The sequence below is a fragment of the Streptomyces sp. NPDC091371 genome, from assembly GCF_040684275.1.
GTDB lineage: Bacteria > Actinomycetota > Actinomycetes > Streptomycetales > Streptomycetaceae > Streptomyces.
This window is the reverse complement of sequence record NZ_JBFBFP010000054.1, coordinates 1-15201: the sequence shown is the minus strand read 5'-3', so window position 1 is coordinate 15201 and position 15201 is coordinate 1. Positions and strand designations below refer to the sequence as shown.

Here is a 15201-nt window from a genome sequence, read left to right as displayed (position 1 = left end):
GTCATAGCTCCAGCTTGATCCCGGCGTCCCGTGCGAGGGCCAGGGCGAGATCCAGCGCTCCCGGCCCCTGCACGCAGGAGCCCTTCATGTGCACGGCCCCGCCGACGTCCACCATCGTGCAGTCCTCAAACCCGACCCGCTGCATCGCCACGTTGCCGAACTGCACGCCGATCAGATCGCAGTGCGAGAAGAGCACGTCGCGCAGCTCGGCGAACTGAAAATCGGCCTGGGTGAGGTTGCAGGCCTCGAAGACGACCGCCTCGAACTTGCTGTGCCGCCACCGTGGCGGGTGCCGTCGTAGGTGGAAATCTGGGGCTCCAGGCGGTGAGGATGCGTCCGGCCAGTCCGCACGCCGGCCGGGACCACAGATGGTAGAACGCTGTTCAACCTGACGTCGGAGACGTCCACGCACGGTCACTCCTCGAACCACCACGGCGCGATGCAGCACTCCGCCTCGGGCAGGTCCCGCGTCTCGGGGTCTCCCTGCGGCACGTCCACCACAGTGCCCCCGCCTTCTCGGCCCACTGACCCAGGTCCGCGGGGTCCACGGGGCTGCCAGCGTCACACATCAGGCAAGCATCACCGCTGCCGGCCCGTACGCCCCAGTTCGAACTCCCAGCCGTTGGAGGGAGCAAAATCACCCGAGAGAGGGCCAGGACGGCGTTGTGTTGAATCCACAAATGGCGGCGCCCGGCGGGGAGGTGTGTCCCGGCCGGGCGCCTGGTGTCGTGTTGGGTTATCCGATGGTGAGGAAGGTGTTCCAGCCGTCCTCGTCCCCGCCGGTCCAGGAGCCGGTCAGCTGCCCCTCCTTCACGCCGGAGAAGTGGTACTGGTTTCCGTCGGTGGCGACAGCCCAGATGTCGGGGATGCCGTTCCCGTCGGTGTCGGGTGTGCCGAGGACGAAGGGTTTGTCCGCTCGGCTCCAGCCGGTGGTGGCGTACGTGTTGTCGTGACCGTCTGCGGAGTTGGCCGCTGATGCCAGCGAGTTGAGGTCTGCTCCACCGTTGGTGCCGGGCTTGCCGATGCGCAGGATCAGGCCGCGGTCGAGGGTGGAGGTCCGGAACAGGAGGTCGGGGACGTTGTCTGCGTTGACGTCGCGGACGCCGACGATGTCGCGGGACGCCCAGCCGCCGGACAGTCTCTTGGCTGAGCTGAAGCTGGATCCGCTGTATCCGGTGAGGGCCCAGAATCCGTCGGCGTCGAGGGCGAACATGTCAGCGAAGCCGTCACCGTCAACATCGTCGGAGGCGACGATCTGCCTCAGGGTCGCCGGGTCGGGTGCGCCTGTGGGCAGGAGGACTTCCATGCGGCGGCCGACATCGAACTGGCCGGTGCCGGTGCCTGGGTAGACGTAGAGCTTGCCGTCGGGCATCCGGGCGATGAGGTCGGTGATGCCGTCGCCGGGGAACCAGTCGGTGGAGTGGGCGATCAGCGCGGACTTGCCTGTGGCCGCGTCCTTCCAGTACCCGTCGGCTACGGTCTTGCCGTTCTCGACGGCTCCGGGGATGTAGGCGTCGGTGTCGCCCTTGTTGTCGCCCGCGTAGGTGCGGAGGTTTCCGGCACCGTCGATGGCGAGGATGTCGGGGTTGCCGTCACCGGTGACGTCGCCGGGCTTGTCCTGGCCTAGCGGCGGCTGGACGTAGAAGAGGTATTCGGTCGGAGCGGATATGTTGCCGAACTTGTTGACGGTTCGGACGTAGAGGACGTTGGGGCCGGCGACGTCGGCCTGGAGGTTGATCGAGGCCAGGTCTCCGTTCCACGGCCAGGTCTTCTGGTCGTAGACGGGGTGGTTCAGGCTCCACTGGTACTCGCGGATGTCCTCGGGCTTGGCGCCATTGCCCAGGATCTCGATCCACTGGTCGGGGGTGCCGGCCGGGTTCAGGCTCCACTCGTTGAAGTTCGGGCCGGGCGCCGGGAAGTGCATCGACCTGATCGCGGGGTTGGGCGGGACCTCGTGCGAGACGGTGAAGGTGCACCAACCACCGCCACCGGAATCCATGGGCCCGCTGCCCGGAGACACCATATTGTCCGTGTCCTTGGTGCGGGCGAGCCAGTAGTACTTGTGACCGGAGGTGAAGGTGGCCATGTCAAGGTCCACGCTGACGGATCCGCCGCTGTCCGGCACCAGCCACTCGTCGCGAATACCCTGCCCGGTGTCGGCGTCCCAGACGGCGATCTGGACCCCGTTCAGGTTGCCGTCGCGGTCGGTTCCCTTCACCACGAACTGAACGCCGGTCTTGCCGATGCTCGTACCTGCGCCGCTGGTGAGACACGGCCCGCCCGGGATGGTCTGCATGTTCGCAGCGACAGGTACGTCGGGCAGGGTGTTGTAGATGATGTCGAGGTACGGGGCGGTCTCCCCGTTGGCGAGGATCTTCTTCCAGTAGTACGAGTCCGACTCACTGGGCGCCTTGAAGCCAAGCGACAGCGCCTGCCAGCGACCGGAGGCGGCCTGCCCGACCAGCCCCGTGATGTCGGGGGCGATCCAGTTGTCAGGGCACGAGCTGCTGTAGCCGTATCCGGCCATCTCGGTGGCGACCTTGTTTCCCCACCAGCCCGTCGTGTTGTTCCACGTCGAAGACGAGTTCACGAACGGAGTCGAGTAGATGTCCATGGCCTTTTGACTGCACGACCACGAATACGTCTGCAATGCCCGCACACTCGCACTGCGGATTCCCGCGCCGTGCAGCTCACTGCCGAAGTAGAAGTTGAAGATGGAACGGGACGTACCGCCCGTGGTGGACTCGTACCCCACCCGGGCCTCGTTCGTGCCGGCCGCGTTGTAGTTCTGCCCGTTGTAGAAGCTGGAGTTGCCCTCGGTCTTGTACAACAGGCTCCAGGAATGCTTGTGGCCCTTGAACGAGGGATCGACGAACACCGGGTACACGGTGTCCGCAGCCTCGAGGAGGCCGGTGTCGGGGGCGAGGGAGAGCACGTTGTCGGCGAGGGCGGGCGTGGCGGGCTTGAGGCGGGCGCCTTCCGCACCGGCCAGGCCGGCCAGGCCGAGAGTGGGGTGCTGGGCCGCCTTCTCGGTGGGCTTCCAGGCCGGCTCGTTGTCGGTGGTGGCGACCTTGCCGCTCGAATCCCACATCATCGGGGTCGGCGAGCCTGCGACTTCCTCGTCCTGGGCGTTGCGGGCGCTGAGCGCGCCCGACTCCGGGTCGAGGCGGAAGGTCAGGTCGGGTGAGGCCAGCTGGTACTTCATCTGTCCGAACAGCGGGTCGGCTGCGGCCTGGCGGTCCTTGACGACCAGGACATGCGAGTAGCCGCCGTCCTGCGCGGTCAGCACCAGGTCGATCCCGGGACGCACGTTCTCATACAGAGCCCGGGGGCCGTCGATCACCGGTTCCGGGAGGGTTCCCGGCCAGGAGACGACGATGTCGTGGCCGTCGGTGTTCAACCGGACCAGCTCGGTCCACACCTGGGCGGGTGTGTCCTGTCGCAGCGCCACACGGGTGACGGAGCGAGAAGAGCGCTCCCCGCCACCGGCGGCGGCGTGCTGCTTCGACCCGGCGCTGAAGACGACACGGCCGTTGACGGCCTTCGCCGCATAGCCGGCCTCCACGCGGTGGAGACCGGTGTCGATGGGCTTCCACTGCCCGTCGACCCGGGCGCGGATAGCGGAGTTGAAGACCTGCTTGCGGTACGAGCCGTCAGGTCGGGCCCAGGTGGTGGTGTTGGCGCTTCGCGCCGCGGTGACCTCGACCTCCTTGCCGGACTTCTCGGCCAGACGCCGCGCCTCCCGCTCACCCACGAGGGCGCCCGCGGCGGGCCCGGTCTCCTGTTTTCCGTTTCCGGTGATGTGCGCGCCCACCGGGACTGCGACGGCGACCGCGAGGAGGGCAGCGAGTGCACCCAGCGTCCGGCGCCGCTTGAACCACCGCGCTACCGGAGGTACGGCAACTTCCTTTTCCCAAGCCGCCGTTGGCGGACTTTCATCCACGGATTCACTGATAGACACAGGCGCACTTCTCCCCCCTCGGGCACACAACAGAGCAGCCCTCGGTACTCACAAGTAATTCGACCACCGGCCGACAAGACGTGAAAAGCCCACTCCCCGCACGCCATTTGGCACACGGGGTGCGAGCCGAGCATGAACCATCCCGCCGACATCTTCACCCCTCACCCCAACCCCCTGACCAGGCACTTCCAGCAGGTTCGCGTAGATTGCCCCACCCTATGCAGCAGGTAAGGTGATAAAGCCCACAACAGATATCGGAACCGTAGGTTTTCCGGGCTTCCGGCCGCAGAATCAGCTGGCTAATTGTCAGTTTCCTGCCGGCCGTGCGCCTTCGGCCGCGGCGGCAGAGCGTGGGGGGTCCACATGTCGCCGTTCACGGCGCAATTCCGCCTGCCCGGAAACAGAAGGTCACGCGCCAGACGCGCGCGCCTCGCCGGGCGCACCGGCATCACACTCTCCGTGATGCTGGTCGCATCTCTTCTTCCCCTCGAGGCTTGGGCGGCGCCACCGGGCGACCGCACCGGCGTGACCCTGCCGGGCCTGTCGAAGGACCTGAAGGCAGAGCTCGACCATGTCGCCACCACCCAGTTGGAGGGGTGGAACGGTGAACCGCCGGCGTCGCTTGACGCGTATGCGCCGACGATGGTGGCGCCGCCGGCGGGTGCCTCTGCCAGCGTCCCGCTCACGCCCACCGCCGGTGTCGAGTTCACCCAGGTCGGCTCGTTGCCCGTCAGCATCGGCAAGGTGCAGGACACGGGTGCCCCTCCGTCGGGTACCTGGTCTGCGACGGTTCAGGACCGCGCCAAGACCGAGGCTGCCGGCATCGACGGCGCGGTCATCGCGATCACGCCTCCGGCCGACGCGGTGAACCCGGTCGACGTCGCGCTGGACTACACGAAGTTCGAGGACCTGTACGGCACTGAGTGGGCCTCGCGCCTGAAGCTGCGCCAGTTCCCCGCCTGCTTCCTCGACACCCCCGACCTGCCGGAGTGTGCGGTCTCCAAGGACGTTCCCAGTACGAACGTTCCGGACGAGAAGAGGGCCATCGCCACCATCGATCCGGCTGCTCCGCCCGTTGAGGGCATGCACACCATGTCGGGTGGCAGTGGTCCTTCGGTGCTGGTTGCCTCCGACGGGGCGTCGGGCCCCGGAGGCTCGTACAAGGCCACCTCGCTGTCCGCATCCGGCACGTGGACGGCTGGCGGCAGCGGGGGCGGGTTCTCCTGGACCTACCCGCTGACGGTGCCCCCGGCTCCGGCGGGTCCCACTCCCTCGATCGCGTTCTCGTACTCGTCCCAGTCGGTGGACGGCAGGACGTCGGTGACCAACGGGCAGGCGTCCTGGGTCGGTGACGGTTGGGATTACCACCCGGGGTTCATCGAGCGGCGCTACCGCGCCTGCTCCGACGACCTGAAGGCCACCCCCAGCAAGCCGAACAACGACAACGCCACCGACAAGAAGAAGAGTGACCTGTGCTGGTCCGGTGACAGCGTCGTTCTCTCCCTGGGCGGCTCGACGACCGAACTCGTCCGCGACGCCGCCAGCGGGAAGTGGGTTCCCGCCTCCGACGACGGTTCCAGGGTCGAGCTCAAGACCGGCAGCGGCAACGGCGCGAAGGACGGCGAGTACTGGGTCGTCACCACCCGCGACGGCATGCGCTACCACTACGGCCGCCACAGCGTAGGCACCCACGGCGACGGCACCTCACCGCAGACCGTCACCGACTCCGTGTTCACCGTCCCGGTCTTCGGCAACCACCCCGGCGAGCCCTGCTACCAGACGGCGTACGCGAACTCCTCCTGCACCCAGGCCTGGCGCTGGAACCTCGACTACGTCGAGGACCTCCACGGCAACGCCATGGTCATCGACTGGAAGAAGGAAGAGAACCGCTACGCCAAGAACGAGAAGTTCGCGGAGAAGGACCGCGCCAAGGTCGGCTACATCCGCGGCGGCTACCCGGTCCGCATCCTCTACGGCCTGCGCGCCGACAACCTCGCCGGCGCCCCCGCGGGCCGCGTCGAGTTCAAGACGGAGCAGCGGTGCTTCCCCGACAAGGACACCAACTGCGACGACTCCCAGTTCGGCTCCAAGAACGCGCTCGGATGGTGGGACACTCCCAGCGCCCTGCACTGCAAGATGGACGCGGCGAACTGCTACATCACCTCGCCGACCTTCTGGTCGCGCATGCGCCTGGACACGGTCACCACCTACGGTCAGCGCACCGAGGGCTCCACTGCCCTCACCAAGGTCGACCAATGGGCCCTGAAGCAGTCACTGCCCAGGCAACGCACCGACACCAGCCCCCCGCTGTGGCTGGAGTCCATCACCCGCACCGGCTACGGCCCTGGCGACAGCACCAATGGCGTTCAGCTGCCCCCTGTCTCCTTCAAGGCCAACGTCGTCGACATGCCCAACCGCGTCGCCCGGGCCCCCAAGGACGGGAAGCCGGACGCGACTCCGGACTTCGACCGGCTCCGGGTCCAGACGATCCTCACCGAGACCGGCGGTGACATCCACGTCACCTACTCCGCCCCCTGCGCCATCGGCACGACCGTTCCCGATCCGGCGAAGAACACCACCCGCTGCTTCCCCGTCCGCTGGTCCCCAGATCCGGAACTGGCCCCGGAGAAGACACCGATCGAGGTGTTCAACAAGTACGTCGTGGAAAGCGTGACCGAGAAGGACCGCGTCGCACAGCGGCCCAACGTCACCACCACCTACACCTATGAAGGCGGCGCGGCCTGGGCGAAGGAGGACGACGAACTCAGCAAGCCCGAGATGCGCACCCACAGCCAGTGGCGCGGCTACGCCAGCGTTCTCACCACCACCGGCAAGACGGAGAACGCGGGCAAGCCCACCGCGACCGAGCAGTCCCAGACCCGCACCCGCTACTTCCGCGGCCTGTCCACCGCCGCCGCCAAGGTCACCGTCAAGGACTCCACCGACACCGAGGATCTCGGCGAGGACCTGCCCCAGTACCAGGGCCAGACAGCGGAGACCATCACCTACACCAAGGCCGGCGGAAGCCTCGAAAACCGGCACCTGACCTGGCCCTCAAGCCAGAAGACCGCCCAGCGCCCCAGAATCGACGACGCCAGCCGGCTCGTCGAGGCGTACCGCGGGGGTGTCGAGCGAACTGATGAGATCCAGACCGTCAGTGGCGGCAAGGCCCGCATGGTGCGCACGCGCAACGTTCTCGAGGGGACGTACGGCCTGCTCAAGACCGCGCAGACCGATGTCATGGAGAACAAGGGCACCGGCTGGACCACGGTCAAGCAGGCTTGCAGCAAGCCCAGCTACGTCCACAACACCGCGAGCAACCTGATCGGCCTCACCGCCGAGATCCGTGAGACGACCGGTGACTGCACCGACGCCGGGATCGCCGCCGGAACCCTCCTCAGCGCCGCCCGTACGTCTTTCGACGCCGTCAACGCCTTCGGCAGCGCCCCCACCAAGGGCCTGCCCTACCAGGTCGACACCCTCGACGCCGCCGGCACCGGCTGGACCACCTCCGGGCGCAGCGAATACGACGCGCTCGGCCGGACGGTCAAGACGTACGACACGCTCGGCAACCCGTCGACCACCGCTTACAGCCCCGCCACCGGACCCGCCTTCACGGTCACCGCGACCAACGCGCTCGGGCACACGGTGAGCACCAAGGTGGAGCCGGCCCGCGGCAGCGTCCTGGAGGCGACCGACGCCAACGGGCGCAAAGTCACCACCGCCTACGACGAGCTCGGCCGCACCACCAAGGTCTGGACCCCGTCGCAGAACCCGGCCACCAGCAAGCCTGCCTACACGTTCGAATACCAGATCGCCGAGCTGAAGACGCCGGCCGTCACCACCCGTGCGCTCAAGGACAACGGCACCTACAGCACGTCGATCGCGATCTACGACGGACTGCTGCGCCCGCGCCAGACCCAGACCGAGGGCCACGGCGGCGTACGCGTCATCACCGACACCCTCTACTCCGAGAACGGAACCGTCACCCAGACCAACAACGGCTACCTCGCCGAAGGCAACCTGAGCACGACCATCTTCGTCCCCGTCTCGGTGACCCAGATCCACAACTCCACCCAGACCGCCTACGACGGCCTCGGCCGCGCCGTACGCAGCACCACGGTGGAGAAGGGCACTGCGAAGCATTCCGCCATCACCCAGTACGGCGGAGACTGGACCCTGGCCCGCAGCGCGATGTCCCCCACCGGGGCGACCCCGCTGCCCGGCAGCCGCGCGGTCAAGACGACCACCGATGCCCTGAACCGCACCACAGCGGTCGAGCACTACACCTCCACGGCCGCAGCAGATGTGAACCCGGCCCTGGATCCGAACCCCGCGGCCAACAAGACGAGCTACAGCTACGACGACGTCCGCGGCACCCTCGCCAAGGTCACCGACCCGGCCGGCAACAGCTGGACCTACGCCTACGACGCCCGCGGCCGGATGACCTCGTCCACCGACCCGGACATGGGCACGTCCACGTTCGCCTACAACAACCTCGACCAGCAGGTCTCGGCGACCAACGTCAACGGCCTCGCCCAGTACACGAAGTACGACGCCCTCGGCCGCAAGACCGAACTGCGCGACGACAACCCCGACACCGGGAACCTCGTCGCGTCCTGGACCTACGACACCCTTCCCGGTGCCAAGGGCCAGCCCGTCTCCGCCACCCGCAACTGGGGCGCAGGCTCGTACACGAGCGAGGTCACCGGCTACGACAGCGAGTACCGGCCCACCGGATCGAAGATCACTATTCCGGACCTGCCCACCACCAAGGGCCTGGCCGGCACCTACGCCTACAGCACCACCTACACGCCCACCGGCAAGGTCCAGTCGACGACCCTCCCGGCAACCGTCGGCGGCCTCGCCGCCGAAAAACTGATCACCCGCTACAACGCCGACGGCATGGTGCAGACCGTGTCCGGGCTGTCCTGGTACACGGCCGACACCATCTACGGTCCCTTCGGTGAGGTCCTGCGCACCGCCTCCGGCAATGCACCCCACCGGGTGTGGACCACCAACTCCTACGACTCCCACACCGGCCGGGTCACCAAAGCAGAGAGCCACCGCGAAACCCGCGATCCGCTCTCCCAGTCCAACCTCCTGTCCTCCCTCGCCTACACCTACGACGCCGTCGGCAACCCGACCTCCATCACCGACACCCAGCCCGGTACCACGGCCCAGACGTCGCCCGTGGTGGACCGGCAGTGCTTCACCTACGATCAGCTCGGCCAGCTCACCCGAGCCTGGACCGGAAAGACCGCCGGCTGCCCCACCAGCCCCACCGGCCCAGCACTCTCCGAAGTGGGTTCCGGCATAGCTGGTGACGCCTACTGGCAGGACTACGAGTTCGACGCCATCGGCAACCGCACCAAGCTCACCGACCACGACCCCACCAACAGCGCCCTCGATGACGAAACCAGCTACGCCTACGGCGTGGACATCGGCGGCCCCCAGCCGTCCCTGAAGAAGCAGCCCCACGCCCTGACCAAGGTCAACAAGACCACCAGGACGCCCGGCTCCACCCTCGACTCCCTGTCCACCTACGCCTACGACCAGGCCGGCAACACCAAGAGCCGCACCATCGACGGCGACACCCAGACCCTCACCTGGGACCGTCGCAACACACTCCAGTCCGCCACCAGCCCCGGCATCGGCTCCGTCGCCGTCACCGGCCTCGCCGGTAAATGCCTCGACGTCCAGGACGGCCAGACCACCGACGGCACCCCGGTCCAGCTCCTGGCCTGCAACGAGACCAAGCCCCAGCAGTGGCGCATCACCGGCGACACCGTCCAGGCCCTCGGCAAGTGCCTCACCGCCGAAGGCGGCAAGGCCCGCCTGAAGACCTGCGATCCCGCCAACGCCGGGCAGAAGTTCACCTACCGGTCCACCGACAAGGCCCTGGTCACCGGCACCAACCAGTGCCTCACCGTTCCCAACGACAACACAGCCGACGGCACCGACCTCGACCTGTCCACCTGCACCAGCCCCGCCGTCACCTCGGCCCAGCAGTGGAGCTTCGGCAACCTCACCACCTACCTCTACGACGCCTCCGGCAACCGCGTCATCCAGGAAACCGGCAGCGCCCGCACCCTCTACCTCGGTGAAACCGAGATCACCGTCAACACGGCCGGCCAGGCCATCGACGCCGTCCGCTACTACGGCAGCCCCGGCGGCGCCACCACCGTCCGCCACACCAACGGCAAAGCAACCGGCCACACCCTGGCCCAGCAACTCACCGACCACCACAACACGGCCACCATCAACGTCGAACAGAAGGATGGCCAGGAGGTCACACGCCGGAAATCCGACCCGTACGGCAACCCCCGCGGCGCACAGCCCTCCAACTGGCCCGGAAACCACACCTTCCTCGGCGTCGGCACCGACGACAACACCACCGGCCTCACCCACATCGGCGCCCGCGAATACGAACCCCAAACCGGCCGCTTCATCTCCGTCGACCCCATCATCGACATCAGCGACCCACTCCAGATGAACGGCTACACCTACTCAGCCGGCAACCCCATCACAGGAGCCGACCCCAGCGGCCTCAAAACCGAAGAATGCGGAACGCTCTACAACTGCCACGGCAACACAGTCATCACAGCATCAAACGCCAGCCAGATAACCTACAACACGGTCGACAGGCAGGTTAGGTACTACCAAACACATGCCCCGGCTCGGGACTACCGTGGCGGCGGCAGAGGGCTTGACGAATCCTGGACCCACACCAGGGTCATGAAGCAGATCTTCATCAACCAGAACGTCAAGTACGTTACCGGATTCGACTTTAAACCAGGCCACTTCCTCGCCGGAATGGGCCAGGGCCTCGCAGACCTCGCCGACTTGGTAGCTAGCGGCACCCCCGCTGCGCAACTCGGCCTTCCCATGCCAAGCGCCGGTGATGCCTACCGGGGCGCAATGACCAGTATCGGAATCGACACAACACGCAACGACTACCAACTCGGAGAACTCCTTTCTCCCGCTCCCGGGGGTGCCCTATTCAAGGGGCTGGCGAAGGGCGCCGAGAAGGCATTTTCCATATGTAAGAATAGCTTTACCCCGGGGACTCCCGTCCTCATGGCTGACGGTAGCTCGAAGCCCATCGAGGAACTGACCGCTGGCGATGAAGTTCTCGCCACCGACCCCGAGACGGCGGAAACTTCCGTCAAGGAAGTCACGGCGACCATCACCGGTCAGGGATCAAAGAACCTCGTCGAGGTCACCATCGACACCGATGGAAACGCCGACACAGCAACCGCCTCAGCCACCGCCACAGACGGCCACCCCTTCTGGGTCCCAGAACTCGGGGAATGGGTCGACGCCACCGACCTGCTCCCCGGCACCTGGCTCCGCACCGACTCTGGCGCCTACGTCCAGATCACAGCAGTCAAGCGCTGGACCCAACAGGCCAAGGTCCACAACCTCACAGTCGCCGATCTCCACACGTACTATGTGCTGGCAGGACAGACGCCGGTACTCGTTCATAACTGCCGTGGGTCAAATCCGACCCACGCTACGAAGTGCCGTTGTGCAACGGGAGGTGCCCCTAAACTCGCGGTACAAGAGGGTGAGGTCGGAACTTATGGTGCGCTGGCTGGGCGGGCTCGAACTGGTGATGGCCTGACCCCGAATCACATTCCGCAGGCTGCACTTCTGGCTACTCCACGGCAAGGAATCTCAGTGGTGATGCAGCATGCAGACCATCTCCTGACCCGCACTTATGGGCCAGCCGGTATGCTCACCAAGCGCCTGGACCAAGGGCTGCCGATGCGTAATGTCATCGCCAAAGACCTCTGGGATCTGCGCTCAATTGGACAGCAGAATTATGGAGATCCAAGTCACTTCAATCAGCAGATTCGCGGAATTCTCGCCGCACATAGGGCCGCCGGAAATATCTAGGGGAATACACGAGAGGATCGAATGGGGAAAGTAAGGGACGAAGTTCGGAGATTTCTGGAGTTCGGGCCACTGCCAACCGAGGATGACATCTCGGATGATGCATACAATCGGCTGGTAGCAGTCACCGAGGCGCTCCATGCAATAACTGCTCCGGTCACCCAGGAAGAGGCGTCGCTGCTGCTTGGTAGCTTTGGTCCCGATGAGTGCTTCGGGTTGAGCTGGACCTTGCTACATCTCGTCGAGACGGCCCCTGAGCCACCTGTGAAGTCACAGCCACAGGAGGGGGCCAGTCCATGGCTGGAGAACCTGCTGGTGCGATACAAAAACACGCTAGCGGAGTAGCGAAGGGGCGGCTGGCTGATTCGGAGAGCCCTGTTCCCCGTCGAGCAATAGCTTGGCGGGGAACAGGGCGTTTGGGTCTACCGCAAGATCGGGTGACATCTGAACTGGCTTGCTCTGTGGCGCAGGTGGGAAGGATGTCGCTGTGCCCAAGCCATATCCGGAAGAGTTCCGCCAGGACGTCGTGCAGGTGCGAGGAACTGCGGCCCAGACGTGACAGTCGAGCAGGTGGCCACCGACTTTGGCGTCCACCCGATGACGCTGTGGAAGTGGATGCGCCAGGCGGACATCGACGAGGGGGCAAAGTCCGGAACGTCCAGCCAGGAGAGCGCGGAACTGCGGGAAGCACGTCGGCGGATCAAGCTGCTGGAGGAGGAGAACGAGGTCCTGCGCCGGGCCGCGGCCTGCGCGGCTAGGTCGTGTCCGGCGGATCATGTGAGCGCCGCCGGGACGGGCCGCAGGGAGGCCGGTCGACGGGGTGTAGGCCTGGCAGACGGTCACCGTCATGTCGGTGTGCGGGGCGCGGGTCTGGTGTGGGGTACGGGACCTCGGACAGGCCCCCAGGGTGAGTCGGCGGACACGCCCTGGGGCAACTGGATGGCCGCGAGTGTCGGCTCGTCAGGGCACGTTCAGGGTGACCTCGCAGCTCGCCGTCGCCGTGTCCGTGCCGGACTCGCCGTCGCAGGAGTCGATGCCGCCGGGGCCGCCGTCGAGCTCGTCGTTGCCGGGGCCGGCGCTGAGTCTGTCGCCGCCGTCGCCGCCGGCGAGGCGATCGCGGCCGCCGGCGGTGCCCACCGAGGTGGTCGCGAAGAAGTCGGTGTTGTCGCCGAAGATCCGGTCGTTGCCGCCCCCGCCGTCGATCTCGTCGTTGCTGGCGGAGGACAGGCCCGTTTCGACGACCGAGCTGTCCCCGACCAGCTGCTCGGCGACGGGGCCGCCGACGATCTTGTCCCGGCCGGATCCGGAGGCGTAACCGCCGAACTCGTTTCGGATGTTGTGGTCGCCGATGGCGGCGAAGCCGCCGTCCGTACCGGTGTTGAGGCTGTCGTCGCCGCCGTCGCCGGTGGCGTTCCCCCAGGAGTCGCTGTCGCCGATCAGGAAGTCGTAGCCGAGCCCGCCCAGGAGGGTATCGTCGCCGGCACCTTCGGCGTCACCAATGTGGGACTGGGAGTCGCCGATCATGTCGTCGTTCCCCTCACCGCCCTCAAGGTAGTCGCGTCCGCCACCGGACGCGGTGGCACCCGAGCTGTCGCCGACCATGCGGTCGTGGCCGGTCCCGCCCACCAGGCGGTCGTTCCCGCCGCCCGAGCCGTGGAACGCACCGCTGCTGTCTCCGATCATGGAGTCGGATCCGTCACCGCCCAGGAGGGTGTCGTTGCCGCCGCCGTCGGCGTTCCCAGTCTCGTCGAGGACGTCGCCGATCACCCAGTCGTTGCCGCTGGCGCCGTCGAGCTGGTCGTTGCCGGGGCCGCCCTGGATCTCGTCGTCGCCGCCGAGGCCGCAGATCCGGTCGTTGCCATCCAGGCCCTTGATGATGTCCCTGTCGGAGGTGCCGACGATCACGTCCGCACCGCTCGTCCCTTCCGTGACCTCGAAGGGTCCGGTGATCACGATGGTGGCCGGCTTGCCGAAACACGTCGTCACCTTCGCCTGGGCCTGGGACAGCCCGGACAGGCCCACCATGCCACCCAAGACCAGCACCCCAGCCACTACGACGACCCGCAGAGTGTCTCTGTGACGGCGCCTCATCATCGCAATTCCCTTCGGTTGGGGACATACATCGGCACGGACACATGTGACCGAAAGTGATCACGCCCCCCCAGGACGACCGCGCACTGTAGTCGGATGGCCGAACGGGTCGGCCCGCACGGCGGACATGCCGTGCGGAGTACAGACCCCGACACCGCCTACACCGTCCTCAGTACGACCCACTGAGCCCGTCCCGTGGACGGGCAGATGCATGTGGGTTGCGCTCAGGGCCTGAGCCAGAGACGGATCGTCGCGGCGATCACGGTACCGATGTAGACGAAGGCCCTCTTGTCGTAGCGTGTGGCCACGGCCCGGGAGTGCTTGAGTTGGTTGATGGTGCGCTCGACCTCGTTGCGGCGCCTGTACATCTCCTTGTTGAAGCCGACGGGCCGACCGCCCTTGCTACCGCGGCGCTGGCGGTTGGCTCGTTGGTCCCTCGGCTCGGGGATAGTGTGCTTGATCTGGCGTCGACGCAGGTAGCGACGGTTGCGACGAGAGCTGTAAGCCTTGTCCCCGCCCAGATGATCGGGGCGGGTACGCGGACGGCCGCCATCCTCGCGCCTGACCCGGATCCGCTCGAGCAGCGGGATCAGCTGGGGGCTATCGCCCCACTGACCGGGGGTGATCAGCAGGGCCAGCGGGCGACGTCCGCCTTCCCCGACAATATGGATCTTGCAGGTCAGTCCGCCTCGGGAGCGCCCGAGCCCCTCGTCTGGGCGGTGCTGCCGAGGTATCACTTTTCGCTTCGAGAGCCGGGGCGCCCTATGGGGTGCTCCTGCCGCGTGCTGATGGGCTCGGCACGAGGTGGAGTCCACGCTCACCATGCTCCAGTCGATCCGCCCTTCGGCGTCGGCGTGGGCCAGGACCGCCTGGAGGATCCGATCCCAGGTACCGTCCGCCGACCAGCGGCGATGGCGCTCGTACACGGTCTTCCAACTGCCGAACCGCTCCGGCAGATCCCGCCACGGGATGCCCGTGCGGATTCGGAACAGGATCCCGTTGACCACCTTCCGGTGGTCGCTCCAGCGCCCGCCCCGGCGACCGGACTTTGGCAGATGAGTCGCCAGTCGCGCCCACTCGTCGTTCGTCAGATCTCCCCGCCCCACAGAAACGATGATCCCAAAGTGGGGCGTTTACATGATCCGCCGGACAGGACCTAGTACTCCAGCAGTACTTTGTGGCTTGACCTGGGGAAACGTCGAGCGGTGGGAGTGTAGCGGGCAGGTTGTCGTCACGACCGGCTTCTGCCC

The 15201-nt window shown here is 66.7% G+C and carries 5 protein-coding genes and 1 pseudogene; 2 read left to right on the top strand and 4 right to left on the bottom strand.

The annotated features are described in order from the left end of the window. Position 1: 1 nt before the first annotated feature. Positions 2 to 412, bottom strand: coding sequence for a pentapeptide repeat-containing protein (locus AB0O21_RS35230; RefSeq protein WP_365178338.1), 411 nt, complete (start codon positions 410 to 412; stop codon positions 2 to 4). 324 nt (positions 413 to 736) lie between these two features. Next, positions 737 to 3814, bottom strand: coding sequence for a DNRLRE domain-containing protein (locus AB0O21_RS35225; RefSeq protein ID WP_365178335.1), 3078 nt, complete (start codon positions 3812 to 3814; stop codon positions 737 to 739). Between the two features lie 609 nt (positions 3815 to 4423). Here AB0O21_RS35225 and AB0O21_RS35220 point away from each other — a divergent pair. Together AB0O21_RS35220 and AB0O21_RS35215 are read left to right on the top strand one after the other, a co-directional pair. Next, positions 4424 to 11863 carry a polymorphic toxin-type HINT domain-containing protein gene (locus tag AB0O21_RS35220; RefSeq protein ID WP_365178333.1) on the top strand — a complete coding sequence of 2480 codons (7440 nt, stop codon included), beginning with the start codon at positions 4424 to 4426 and terminating at the stop codon, positions 11861 to 11863. Positions 11864 to 12457: 594 nt separating this feature from the next. Next, positions 12458 to 12538 (top strand): annotated as a pseudogene (locus tag AB0O21_RS35215) (hypothetical protein); the annotation flags it as partial. 282 nt (positions 12539 to 12820) lie between these two features. Here the strand turns inward: AB0O21_RS35215 and AB0O21_RS35210 are convergent. Together AB0O21_RS35210 and AB0O21_RS35205 are read right to left on the bottom strand one after the other, a co-directional pair. After that, positions 12821 to 13885, bottom strand: coding sequence for a calcium-binding protein (locus tag AB0O21_RS35210; RefSeq protein WP_365178425.1), 1065 nt, complete (start codon positions 13883 to 13885; stop codon positions 12821 to 12823). 290 nt (positions 13886 to 14175) lie between these two features. Continuing rightward, on the bottom strand, positions 14176 to 15057 hold the full coding sequence (locus AB0O21_RS35205) for an IS5 family transposase (RefSeq protein ID WP_365178330.1): 882 nt from the start codon (positions 15055 to 15057) through the stop codon (positions 14176 to 14178). Between the last annotated feature and the right edge of the window lie 144 nt (positions 15058 to 15201).

Bases quoted from the DNA above. Each gene is read 5' to 3' on its own strand.
- AB0O21_RS35220 (WP_365178333.1), top strand. From the start codon at position 4,424: ATGCTGGTCGCATCTCTTCTTCCCCTCGAGGCTTGGGCGGCGCCACCG.
- AB0O21_RS35210 (WP_365178425.1), bottom strand. From the start codon at position 13,885: ATGGTGGGCCTGTCCGGGCTGTCCCAGGCCCAGGCGAAGGTGACGACG.